Genomic DNA, 11,628 nt, shown 5'->3' with positions numbered 1-11,628 from the left:
CGCGGATCGCCCACTCTCGTGCATGACGAAGCGCCCCGGCCCCCGCCACGAAGGCGGGGGCCGGGGCGCGTTCACGCGTACTGGCGTCGGGTGGGGTCGAGCGCGGCGGCCTGCGGGCCGCGCCGCTCGGGGGTAGGTGCGGGACTCGGTGCGCCGTCGCGTCGGCACACGAGGGCGTCGGGGTCGTCGGGCGGTGGCTGGAGGCTGTATCCGTCCGGGCAGACCTGCCCGTCCCGGCCGGGCTCGCCGGGTGGCCCTGGCTCGCCGCGCGCGCCAGCTGGCCCCGGTTCGCCCTGCGGCCCGGGCGGGCCTGCGGCGCCGTCGGCCCCGGGCGCTCCCGGGGCGCCGCTCGGGCCCGGTCCTCCGGCGGCACCGTCCTCGCCGTCCCGGCCCGTGGCGCCCGCCTTGCCGTCCTTGCCCGCGCTCCCCGGCTGCCCGGACGGGCCCGCCTCGCCGGGCTCGCCCGCCGGACCGCTGGGGCCGCGCGGCCCGGTCACGCTCCGGCCCGGCTCACCGCGGCTCCCGGGCGGCCCAGCCACCGGCTTCTCACCCAGGCCCTGTACCTGCCGCGCGAGGGCGTCCCGTGCGGCATTGGCGGTGCGCAGGTCCCGGGACAACTCGGCGGTCTGCCACCAGATGTACGCCACGAGCGCGGCCAGGAGCAGGCCGAGGATGAGCGCCACGGGGTCGCGGCGGGGCACCTTGTGCATCACGCCCCCCGGTTGGCGTTGTACAGCTGGATCGCCAGCAGCAGCACGGGCACGACAAGGGAGAAGAAGATCAGGCGCCGGTCGGCGATGCGCTGACGTTCCCTCTCCGCGGCCTGCTGCTCCAGCTTGGCGACGCGGTCGACGAGGGCGGTGTGCCGCTCGTCTTGGGCCTGCTGGCCGAGGCGCAAGATCTCTCCGTCGACCTTCTGGTTGACGAGCGCGACGACTCCGTGGATGTCCTCCTTCAGGTCCTGGCGGACGTCCTCCAGGCGGCGGACGACTTCCCCGATCGTCGGCTCGTCAGCCACGCCGGCCCTCCCACGGTCAGATCGAGGTCGGCCTGCGCGGGGTGTCCGCGGTGGCCACGGTCTCCGTCAGCCCGGGCCCGACCGGGCCGCCGCTGGTGACGATCCCGGTGAGCACCGCGGCGATCGCCGCCAGGCCCCCGATGCTGGCGGCCTGGCCCCAGTCGACGTCGAGGACGCCGAGGCCGTCACCGGTGATGAGCGCGAGCACGGACTGCGCGAAGGTACGCGCGGCCCGCTCGGCGGTGGCCTTCCAGAAAGCGCCAGTTCCCATGGTCAGTTCCTCTCCAGCGCGTTGACGCGCTTCTCCAGAGCGGTCAGCCGCTCCTCGACAGTGGGCGGCTTCGGGGTCGGCGTGGTCGTGCCGGGCGACCACGAGGCGGGGTGGCGGAGGCGTTCGGCGACGCGGGCCCGGACGGCGGCCATGGTGATGCCGGGGCCGCGCGGATCCTGCTTGCCGGGCTGCCACTCGGCATGTCCGATCACGGAGGTGGGCCCGTCGGTGCCCCAGCCGTGCGCGCGGCAGAGCGCGGCCGAGGCGCGGACGACCGCCTCCACCTGCGCGGCAGGCCACGGGTCCTCGCCGTCGCCGAAGTTCTCGCACTCGAATCCGTAGAAGTGCCGGTTGCCGTCCGTGTTGGCCTCGTTGTCGGCGGGCAGCGTGCGCTCAGCGATGACGGCCTGGAGCACGTCGTCGTCGCCGAGCCCGGCGTGATTCGCTCGGCCGTAGCCGACGAGGTGCACGCGGCCGTCCTTGGTGATGACGCCGTGGCACAGCGGGCCCGGCAGGCCCGCGTATCCGTCGCGGCAGATCCGGACCGTGGTGGCGGACCCCTTGGTCACGGTGTGGTGGATCATCACGCCGTGCACCGGACCCCACGGGCCCTTCGAATTGCGGTTGTGCGTACGCCAGTCGCCGACCTCGACGACGCGCACACCCTCAGCGCGCAGCGCGTCGAGGAGGCGGGAAGCGGACAGGGGTGCGGCCATGGGGCCTCCAGGCACAGGAATGCCCCGGCCGTTCGGGCGCGGGGCGGCGGGTCAAGTGAGGTCGGTGGCCGACGTGTTCGGCGTGACGGACAGGTCCTGCATCTGGCCGGCCGCGTAGGTGCCGCGCCAGTCGTTGCCGAAGCGGGACAGCGTGGTCACGGTGTTCGTGGCGGCGAACGCGTAGGCGGCTTCGTTGCCCGAGCCGTGCGGGCGGACCTTGTTGCCGGACATGTTGATGCTGTCCGCGTTGGTGGACAGGCGGATGCCGTAGTACGTGTTGTTGGTGGCCCGGCCGGGCGATCGGATGAAGTTCTCCCGCAGGTGCACGAAGGTGCTGGACTGCACGAGGATGCCGTTGTTGCCGGGCTCGCGGACCTGGTTGCCGACGACGTTGGAGTTGCTGTTGTCGATGATCGTGATGCCGTGACCGGCGCAGTTGTAGATGTTGTTGCCGGTGATCGTCAGCGTGTTGCAGTCCTCCGTGCTGATGCCGCTGCCGTTGATGTTGTTGATCGAGTTGTCGCCGACCGTGATGCGGCTGCACTCCTGGAGGCGGATGCCGTTCTGCCCGGACGTCGAGCCGTCGATGACGTTGCCGCAGATCGACACGTTCAGGACGGTGCCGGTGGTCTCGCCGAGGGCCACGATCGGCTCGTCGTAGCCCTGCCCGTCGCGGAAGGTGTTGCCGACGACGGTGAGGTTGCGCATGTTCTGGCTGCCGCCGGTCGGCGTGCCGGACGGGTCCTTGGTGTCCTCGGGGTCGGAGGCGATGACGGTGCGCAGCCGCACCCCGGAGCCGCAGGTTACGAACGTGTTGGCGGTGACGGTGACGTCTTCCCAGTTGTACGCGGACACGGCGTACTGGAGGAGGCCCTCGAAGCTGCACCCGAGGATGCGGATGCGCCGGTGGAACTTCGTGATCGTCGCGCTGTGGCTGCCCACGCCGCGCGGCCAGGCGGTCGTGCCCGCGGTGCCGGAGGCGCCGACGTGGCAGCCCATGACCAGCACGTCCTCGCACGGCGTGTGGTCGTAGGGCCCGAAGCCGCCGAAGACCCCAACGCTCTTGGCCAAGTCAATCTGGACGGCCTCGCTGAAGTCCCGGCCGCCAGGGTCGATGTAGCCCCGGAACTTGCAGTTCCTGATCACACCGTGGCTGGTGCTGTTCAGCTCGACGGCGTGGAAGCCCGGCACGTCCCGGATCTCCAGGTCCTGGATGACGATGTCGGTGGCGTGGCCGATGGAGATGCACATGGCGCTGCCGGTGAGCCCGACGGTCGTGCCCCTCATGTTCCACAGGCCGCCCTCGATGGTGATCCGGGAATGGCCGGTGTAGCCGCCGAAGGCCTGCCCGGCGTCCCCGTTGATGATCATCGTTCCGGCGAAGTTCCGCCGAAACTCGGCCCCGGCCATGAGCGTCAACCGAGTGTTGTTGTAGATCCGCAGGGTGGCGCCGATCAGGTACACCCCAGGTGGCACGTACACCTGCGCGCCGCCGAGGTCGCGCGCCAGATCCAGGGCGATCTGGATACCCGGCGCCGCGTTCGTGCTGCCGGAGGAGTCCGCCCCGAAGTTGGTGACCATGAACGACGAGCGCTGGTTCATGGACTCCAGGCGGCCCGCGGTCACGTCCATGCCCGGCAGCCACTGCTCGACAGGTGTCGCCACGAGGACCTCCTCCTACAGGGACGCGATCGCGGGATGGGCCAGCCGCACGGCGGTGCCGACGGCGTGCGCCTTCACGACGCGGTTGACGGAACGGGTGACGGTCAGGCGCTGACCGCCGACCACCTCGAAGGCGTCGAAGCGCACGAGGGGCGAGGTGTTCGTGTTGCCCGCGAACCCGGAGCAGGACAGGCCCACGGCGCCTTCCGCGATCGTGTTCGAGGTGATCGTCACGTCGTGCTGCCACTCACTCGGCTCGGCGGCGCCCACCTTCCACGCGCGCATCAGGATCCGGTGGCCCTCCAGGCGCACACGCAGCTCGAACTCATCGGACGGCGTGTACGTGACGCCGGACAGCTGCGGGGTGCCGCCGACCTGCGTGGTGTCGCGGGTGACAGACAGGAAAACTTCGCCGCCCACGGCGAAGTGCAGCCGGGCCCGGTAGTACGTCGAGGTGTTGACGTAGCGGAGCAGGACCGCGGGGACGATGCTCGCGCCGGTCGACACCTGCCCGGCCTGCATCCGGCACCGCACCTCGCAGTCCTGCACCCCGGGCACGAGGTGCTGGAAGCGGATGCTGCTCACGGAGCTGGGCAGGGTGACGACGCCGCGGGCGCCGTCCACGGACCGCTCGGAGGCGGCGCCGCCGGCGGTGGCCCACACCAGGCCGCTGGACGCGGTGCCCCAGCCGTTCGACACGGTGCGCGTGTAGCTGTCGGCGAGCGGCGCCACTGCGGTCGTCTCCACGACCTCGCCGCCCAGGCGCAGCAGGATCGGCATCTCGACCGGGTCCTCGGTCCAGGGCAGGCCCGCGCTGACCACGTCCAGCTCGGTCGCCGTCGACGTCGCCGCGGCGAGCAGCTCGCAGCCGTCCGTGTCGGCCTTGCCGTACACCGCGTGGTCGGCGACGGCGGTGTTCCAGGGGCCCCCGGGCGAGCAGTTGAACGTGATGTCCCACTTGTGCAGGTCGATCACTTCGTGCCAGCCCTGCACGATCAGGTCGACGTCGTCGTAGGACACCCACGGCGGGAGCCCGGTCAGACGGATCACGTCGCCCTCGCGCAGCGCGAGAACGGCCGGGATGAGGGCCGGGGCCTTGTGGAGCATGACGGACACCGCGGGGAAGCGGGCGCCGTCGTAGGTGCCCAGGTGCAGCTGCCAGAAGGCGTGCATCTCGGGCTGCACGTCGTCATCCAGCGCGAGCGTCTGCGCGTCGTCGTACAGGCCGATGCCGTCCGGCGGGTCCTGCACGGACAGGCGGCCCTCTTCCAGGACGGCGCGCGCGGAGGATCCGCCTTCGCGGGTGATGGTGCGGTCGTTGCGGGTGGCCTCGTCGTCGTCGACGGGCTCGAGCGGGTAGGCCAGGCCGGGCTCGTCGTAGGCGAGGGTGAGCGCGGGGTCCTGGGTGTAGAGGGTGGAGCGGTCGCGGTAGACGAGGCCGACGCGGGCGCGGTCCTCGAGGAGGAGGCCGCCGTCGACCTCGGCCGCGGCCTCCAGCAGGGACAGCAGCGTCTCGGGGCGCTGCGGGCCCACGCGTTCGGGCGTGAGCGGGCCCGCACTCCGGCCGAGAGGAATGCCCTCTTCGTTGGCCAGGCGCAGCATCCGCTGCCATGCGGTCTCCCCCGCGTACCCGTTGTCGCTGCCGGTGTAGAGCCCGTTGGCGGCGGTCGGCAGGACGGACAGGTGCCCGAGTGCCCAGCCCTCGGTGAGGGCGCCCCAGGTGGCGGTGACGGCGGTGACGCGGCCCGGCGTAGCGGCGGCGAGGGTGTCGCCGAGGCCGCCCGCGTCGCCGCCGACGTCCTGGAAGTCCAGGCGCCAGTCGACGGCGCTGCCGTTGGCCCTGGCCCAGAAACGCATGCGCACCCAGCCATGGAAAACGTCACTTCCGAGGCCGACGCTGCGGAAGATGACGTCAGTGCCGGACGCGTCGAAGCCGTAGATGCGGGCGGCACCCGCGCGCATGCCGATCACCCAGCGGCGCACGGTGCCGGTGGTGGAAACGCCGATGACCTCGGCCCAGTCCCCGGCGCCCGGCGGGGCCTTGTCGTCGGCGTTGTAGACGAATTCGACCTGCCACTGGCCAGGGTCGGCGTGGGTGGGCACGATCGCGGACAGGGTGGCGGCCGCGGACAGCCGGGGCAGCGCGCGCGAACTGGGCAGCGTGTCGACCGCGCCGAACTCCACGCCGGTCAGGGCCGCCGCACTCACGCCCTTGATGGGCGAGTAGGCACGGGTGGCCTCCCGCTCCTCCTCCATCGGCCAGTACGCGATCGGGGCCCCGGACGGGATCCGGCGCCGCAGCGTCGAGTCGAGGGGCTTGGCGCCCTGGCCGTAGCGGCGCAGGATGCCCGCGGCTTCGACGGTGGTCCACACGTCGGAGCCGTCGGGCTGCCACTTTGTAGGCCATGAGGCGATCTCGCCGACGAAGCGCGGCTCGCGGTCGGTGATGGCTGCGGCCGCGGTGAGCGTCCATGCGCGGCCGGCGCCGTCGGTGAAGCCGGTCGCGCCGACCGTCTGCGCGCTGAAATCCGGGTTCGCCACGGCGCTGCCGCCGATGCCCGAGCGGACCTCGGCTCCGTACACGCGGCCCTCGAGGGGCCGCCGGGGCGTGGACGCGGTGAGGTCGGTCGGGGCGACGGTGAGCGGCGCCGTCCCGGAGAACACGGTGATGGTGCCGGTGAGCGTGGAGGTGGTGCCGAACGGCGTCCACGGCCCGGCCAGGGAGGGAGCCCAGTAGAAGAGGACGGTGCGGCCCCCGGTGCCGTTGTCGACGTCGAGGGTGGCGCGCAGGGCCGCGCGGCGGGGCAGGGTGGGCAGGGGGCGGAAGTGGGCGAAGGCCTGCGCCGCGGTGCCGTCCGTCGAGTAGCTGAGGTACAGCTGGCCGTCCTGGATCCGCATCAGGTACGACCGCTGGTCGCCGGTGGTCTCCCACTTGCCGATCAGGGTGCGGGCGCCCGCCGCGTACCAGGACGCTTCCCCTTCCCAGCGCACGTCGAGGTCGCCGGTGATGTCCAGCGGCGCCGCGTCGGGGGTGGAGGCGTAGGAGTCGGAGGCGCCGGTGAGGTCGAGGTAGCGGACGGTGCCGGGCACGGACACGCGCACGCGGCTGTTGCGGCCGATCAGCCCGTACAGCGGGCTGACGGGGTTCCTCGGCGAGTACTTGCCGCCCGCGTTGTTGATGGTCAGGGACAGGCTGCCGGGGTCGGTGCGCGTGCCCTGGTCCCGGCGGCCCACGTCGATGATCTTCGGGTCGCGCACGTAGACGTCGCCCGAGATGTTGGTCCACACACCGGCCAGCTGGAGGTCGGTGCGGATGTCCAGCGGGGTGCTGGGGAACGCCACGCGGCGCCTCCTTACTTGCCGAAGGCTGTCTGGACGGAGCCGCGGCCGTCGGCGGCGACGATGGAGCGGATGAGGCGCTTGACGGCCTCGGGCCCGTCGACGGTGATGCGGACGTCGACGGCCTGGCGGGCGGCTCCAGCGGCGCCGGGCCGGGACACGGTGGTGAGGCCGGGCACGTCGACGAGCCCGGCCAGGGACTTGTTCATGGCGGGGGCGGCGGCCTCGGCGCCCATGGCGATGCCGGGCGGGATCCACCGGCCGATCTCGTCGGCCATGAGCCGCGACGGCGAGCCGATGTTCAGGGCCTTGGCGATCGGCCCCGGGATGATCGACTTGGCGAAAGACATCAGGCTCGACTTGAGCCAGCCGCCCATCGAGCGCACGCCAGCCATCAGGCCGCGCACCAGGTCCTTGCCCTTGCCCATGAGGAGGCTCTTCAGAGAGCCGATCGCGGAGGAGATGCGGCCGGGCAGGCCGCGGATCCAGCCGAGGAACGAGGACACCCGCGCGGCCGCGGCGGCGCGGAAGGCGTTGAAACCAGCTGTGGCTGCCGAGCGCAGAACACCGAGGAGACCCGCGATCGCGGAGCGGACGCGGCCGGGAAGCCCGGCCAGCCAGGCGACGAGCGCGACCATGGCGGCGATCGCGAAGTCCTTGGCGCTGGTGAACCAGCCCAGGATCATGCCGGGCACCTGGCCGAGCCAGGCGACGGCGGCCAGGACACCCTGAACGGCGGCGGCAACAGCCGTGCGCACGGCCGTCCAGGCAACGAGCGTCCAGGCCTTGACCTTGTCCCAGTTGGCGATGACCAGCGCAACGAGGGCGATCACAGCGGCGATCACCCAGCCGATCGGACCCATGGCGATCAGCCACTGCGCGGCCATGACCGCAGCCCACGCGATGGCGCGCGCCGCCATCATGGCGAAGCGGGCGATGGTCAACGCGGCCACGCGGATGATCGTGACCAGCCACGTCGCCGTCGCCCGCGCTGCCGCCATCGCCCACGCGGCCGCGGTGCGGGCCGCGGTGACGACGGCGCGCGCGGCGATGCGGCCCTGCGCGGCGACGCTGGTGGCCGCCGTGCGCACCCAGCCGCGCGCGAGCTGGCCGAGGCGGGAGTTCATCAGGTCGTTGGCCGCATCCACCGTGGAGGAGACGGCCTTGTACGCCTTGAACGCGACGACGGCGGTCAGGATGGCTCCGGCCAGCGCCGAGATCACCGAGGGCGGGAGAGCTTCGATGATGCTCGAAAGCCCCATGGCGATGGCCGCCGTGACACCGATGAGCGGCGCGAGCGCGATGAGCAGGCGCACCGCGGCCTGGGCAAGGACGCTGAGGGTCTGTGCTCCCTGGCGGACCATCGTCATGAAATCGGCGAAGCCCTGCGACTGGCCGAGGCCCTGCCCCCACTTGGCGAACGCGGCCGTGGATTCCTCGAAGCCGCCGCTCATCTCGTCGGAGAGGGGGATGAACGCCTTGATCACTCCGGCGATGCCGACCGCGATGTTCTTCAGCCCGGTCAGCAGGCTCTTGAGGTTGCGTCCGGCGATCTTCGCGAGGGACGCGGCGACCGTCTCCAGGCCCTTGCCGCGGGTGCCGCGGTCGATCTCGTCGACGAACTCCCCGAAGGCCTTGGACGCTTCCTTGACGAAGGGGGTGAGCAGCGGCAGCAGGCGCCGGGCGACCTGGAGGCCCTTGGTGAACACCGGCATGGTGCTCGAGGAGAGGCTGTCGGACCAGGCCGAGTAGTCCTTCTTGAGGCCGATGAACTCCTTGGCCATCGCGCGCGTGTGCGGGGGCATGGCCGCGAGGGCGTCGGTGTAGGCCTTCTGTTTCTCGGCGGCGTCCTCCGCCCCGGCGGCGGCCGCCTTCTCGGCTTCCTCGGCGAGCGTGGCGGCCTCGGCCACGGCCTCCATCTGCGGGCCCACAGCCAGCTGAAAGGCCTTGGCCGCGATGCCCGCAGTGGCGAACGCGGCAGCCATGCCGCCTACCCCCGCGACGATCGCGGCCGCGGCGGGGGCACCGGCCAGGCCGCCGACGGCCTTGCCGATATTGGTCAGGACCTTCTTGGCCTTCTCGGCGTCGGCGCTCAGCGCGTCGGTGTCGATGCCGAGACGGACGGTCATCGAGGCGAGGGTGGCCACCGGCCATCACCCCCTCGCCGTTGTTCAGTTGTGGGTGATCACCTGCCCGCCGAGGGCGGTGTTCGCGGCCATGGCCTTCTGGAACAGCTCCTCGGGCGTCTTGCGGATCCTCGTGCGGTCCCAGCGGGGGATGAAGTCCCCCAGCGGCGGGGCCTTCTGGTTCTTGCCGCGGTTCACCGCGACGATCGCGGCGGCGACCACAGCCGCGTTGTAGTCGCCGCGGGCTCCGCCGAGAGGGCCGCTGATCTCCTCATACGCGCGCCACTCGGCGAGCTCGGCCGCCCCGATGTCGGCGAGCATGTGGCGCACGGAGCGGGCGCCGAGGTGCGCGGCCAAGCGGAAGTAGAAGGCCCGCTGTGGCCGCGCCCTCAGTTTCCCGCGAGCTCCTTGACGTCGGCCTCGCTCATCTTCGACAGCCGCATCGCGGCGTCGCATACCCGCTGGAGGGCGGCCGCGTTCTTCTCGCCGAGCCGCTTCACTTCGGCCGCCGAGCGGAACATCTGCTTACCGTGCTCGTCGACGATCGTCGCGGCGGCGAGCCGGGCCCGGAACCCCTCCAGGCCCTCCATGCGCACCGAGGCGCCGTCCTTGCCGACGAAGTGGGACTCGAACTTGTCGCGCTCGGTGCCGGGCATCTCCCGCACCCGCACCGTGCCGCCCCACTCCGGCACTTCGACGTCCTCATACGCGAGGTCGTCGGCGCCGAGGATCTGTTCTGCGGACAGGTATCCCATGCTCAGGCCCCCGTGGTGATGGCCGGCTTGCCGGACACCTTGAACGTCAGGGACGCGGCGAGCTTGTCGTCGTGCGGCGCCTCCGGCTCGAAGTTCGTCAGGATCGCCGCGAACGCCCACGAGCCGAGCGTGCCCGGCCAGACGACCTTGTAGGAGCGGGGCAGCGCGTCGGAGAAGTCGGCGAACAGGCTGTCGTGCTCGCGCGGGTCGTAGTTCACTTCGATCTCGACCTCGCCGCCGTCCTTCAGGCCGCCGATGAACTCCCGCCACGCCTCCGGGGAATCGTGGGCAGTGACGTCGTAGGTTTCCCGCTCGACGCCGGGCGGGGTGATGTCGGTGACGTTCGCGATCGGCGAGAACGTCTCGGTCGGGGTGGCGCCGTCGCCGCGCTGAAGCTGCGTCCCGAACGCGTCGAGTCCAGCCATGGCTTCCTCCTGTCAGATCTTGGTGAGCCAGACCCGGTACGACACGTTGATGTGCCTGATCTGGGGGTCAGGGTCGCGCAACTGCTGGTGCTGGTCGTGCGCGATGGACACGTCCCGGTAGCCGGAGACGGTCAGCGGCTGCCGGTCCAGCGCGGCATCGAGGGCGGCGAGGATGGCCGCGGCCTCGCGGAAGCCGCGGTACTTCGACCACACGTGCAGCACCACGGCAGCCTCCAGACCGCGCTGATTGTGGGCGTCGTCGACGCTCTCCGTGATCGAGCCGAGCGACACGTAGGGGTGCGCGGCCTGCTCGGGCACCTCGTCGTACACGCCCGACACGAGGGCCATGAGCGGGACGTGGCCGGTCAGCTTGGCGTACACGGCCGTCTGGAGCGGCCACAGCGCGGACGTCACCCGCTCTGTCCCTCGTCCGCTGGCCGGTCAGCGATCAGGCGCTGGATCTCGTCTGCGACGGCGCGCAGGAGATCAACTTGGCCGAGCTGCATGCCGGTCGCCGAGTCTGCGGTGATGGTGCCCGCCTGCACCTCTGCTCCGTCGCCGACGCGGATGAAGACGGGCAAGGACACTGTCACAGGGGCAGCCATGATCACTCGCCTCCCAGGCGTCGGCGGACGGCGGCCCGGTAGGTGCGCACCACTTGGCGGCGGTGTTCGTTGAACGCGGGAACCAGGTAGGGCTGATCGGTCATGGAGCTGGTGCCCTTCTCCACGTAGTACGCGTACTCGAGCTGGTCGGGCTCCCACACGCCGACCTCGGCCCGCCCGTACTGCTCGGAGACGCGGTGGTCCAGGGACTGCCACAGGTTGCCAGTGCGGCGCGGAACACGGTCCTCGGCGGTGTCCTGCACGTTCTCCGCCCACTCGTGCAGCGTCTCGGTGCGGGCCTCGCGCATCGCTTCGGGCACGCGCGCGATAGCGGCGAGCGCGCGGCCAAGGCCCTCCAGGCGTGCGCGGCGGGCCATCAGGGCAGCTGCAGGACGGCCACGGTGACGGACGTGGCGGCGCTGTAGGTGATGGAGGCCCGCCCGGTCGCCGGGTCCCGGTACGTCGGCTTCAGCGGGATGAACGCGTCCCCGCCCGCCGGAATGGTCTGCGCGGCGTCCGCGATGGCCAGGCCGCCGACCGTGCCCGGGGTGGTGAGCGTGACGGTCTTGGAGGAGGCGTCGTCGTTGCGGACGTGCAGGACCAGCTTCTCGCCGGTGGGCGCCTGGTCGCCGCCGCCCGCGGCGTTGGCGTAGGTGGGCTGCAGGCCGCCGAGGGCGACGGACTGCGCGGACAGGACGGCCATGAGGAACT

13 protein-coding genes and 1 pseudogene are annotated in these 11,628 nt (G+C 71.8%); all 14 read right to left on the bottom strand.

Features of this window, described 5'->3' with window-relative positions; genetic code table 11:
- Nucleotides 1-71: 71 nt before the first annotated feature.
- The 14 genes and pseudogenes from CP982_RS14640 to CP982_RS14580 all read right to left on the bottom strand — a co-directional run bounded on the left by CP982_RS14640 (nt 72) and on the right by CP982_RS14580 (nt 11,620).
- Nucleotides 72-710 (bottom strand): collagen-like protein, encoded by a 639-nt coding sequence (locus CP982_RS14640; protein WP_150510948.1) that lies wholly within the window; start codon nt 708-710, stop codon nt 72-74.
- On the bottom strand, nt 710-1,018 hold the full coding sequence (locus CP982_RS14635) for a hypothetical protein (RefSeq protein ID WP_150510947.1): 309 nt from the start codon (nt 1,016-1,018) through the stop codon (nt 710-712). Before CP982_RS14635 ends, CP982_RS14640 begins: the two co-directional genes overlap by 1 nt.
- 16 nt (nt 1,019-1,034) lie before the next feature.
- A complete protein-coding gene (locus tag CP982_RS14630) occupies nt 1,035-1,289 on the bottom strand; it encodes a holin (protein ID WP_150510946.1) in 255 nt (84 codons plus the stop codon).
- 113 nt (nt 1,290-1,402) lie between these two features.
- Nucleotides 1,403-2,005, bottom strand: a pseudogene (locus CP982_RS14625) (N-acetylmuramoyl-L-alanine amidase); the annotation flags it as partial.
- Between the two features lie 51 nt (nt 2,006-2,056).
- Nucleotides 2,057-3,670: a right-handed parallel beta-helix repeat-containing protein gene (locus tag CP982_RS14620; protein WP_150510944.1), complete on the bottom strand. Its 1,614-nt coding sequence runs from the start codon at nt 3,668-3,670 to the stop codon at nt 2,057-2,059.
- Between the two features lie 12 nt (nt 3,671-3,682).
- Nucleotides 3,683-7,009, bottom strand: a complete 3,327-nt coding sequence (locus CP982_RS14615; RefSeq protein WP_150510943.1) for a hypothetical protein — start codon at nt 7,007-7,009, stop codon at nt 3,683-3,685.
- A gap of 11 nt (nt 7,010-7,020) precedes the next feature.
- The gene (locus tag CP982_RS14610; RefSeq protein WP_150510942.1) at nt 7,021-9,135 is read right to left on the bottom strand and encodes a hypothetical protein; all 2,115 of its coding nucleotides are present in this window, start codon (nt 9,133-9,135) and stop codon (nt 7,021-7,023) included.
- A gap of 42 nt (nt 9,136-9,177) precedes the next feature.
- Nucleotides 9,178-9,489: a phage tail assembly protein T gene (locus CP982_RS14605; RefSeq protein WP_170316426.1), complete on the bottom strand. Its 312-nt coding sequence runs from the start codon at nt 9,487-9,489 to the stop codon at nt 9,178-9,180.
- A 32-nt stretch (nt 9,490-9,521) separates the two neighbouring features.
- Nucleotides 9,522-9,887 (bottom strand): hypothetical protein, encoded by a 366-nt coding sequence (locus tag CP982_RS14600; protein WP_150510940.1) that lies wholly within the window; start codon nt 9,885-9,887, stop codon nt 9,522-9,524.
- Between the two features lie 2 nt (nt 9,888-9,889).
- A complete protein-coding gene (locus CP982_RS14595; RefSeq protein ID WP_150510939.1) occupies nt 9,890-10,312 on the bottom strand; it encodes a phage tail tube protein in 423 nt (140 codons plus the stop codon).
- 12 nt (nt 10,313-10,324) lie between these two features.
- On the bottom strand, nt 10,325-10,726 hold the full coding sequence (locus tag CP982_RS14590) for a DUF3168 domain-containing protein (RefSeq protein ID WP_150510938.1): 402 nt from the start codon (nt 10,724-10,726) through the stop codon (nt 10,325-10,327).
- Complete coding sequence (locus tag CP982_RS41725; RefSeq protein ID WP_170316425.1) at nt 10,723-10,905, bottom strand: hypothetical protein; 183 nt, start codon at nt 10,903-10,905, stop codon at nt 10,723-10,725. Before CP982_RS41725 ends, CP982_RS14590 begins: the two co-directional genes overlap by 4 nt.
- Before the next feature lie 14 nt (nt 10,906-10,919).
- Nucleotides 10,920-11,294 (bottom strand): HK97-gp10 family putative phage morphogenesis protein, encoded by a 375-nt coding sequence (locus tag CP982_RS14585; RefSeq protein WP_150510937.1) that lies wholly within the window; start codon nt 11,292-11,294, stop codon nt 10,920-10,922.
- On the bottom strand, nt 11,294-11,620 hold the full coding sequence (locus CP982_RS14580) for a hypothetical protein (protein ID WP_150510936.1): 327 nt from the start codon (nt 11,618-11,620) through the stop codon (nt 11,294-11,296). Before CP982_RS14580 ends, CP982_RS14585 begins: the two co-directional genes overlap by 1 nt.
- Nucleotides 11,621-11,628 lie beyond the last annotated feature (8 nt).

Source organism: Streptomyces spectabilis (genome assembly GCF_008704795.1).
GTDB lineage: Bacteria > Actinomycetota > Actinomycetes > Streptomycetales > Streptomycetaceae > Streptomyces > Streptomyces spectabilis.
Note: the sequence above shows the minus strand (reverse complement) of the source record. Positions and strands in the feature narration are given on the sequence as shown.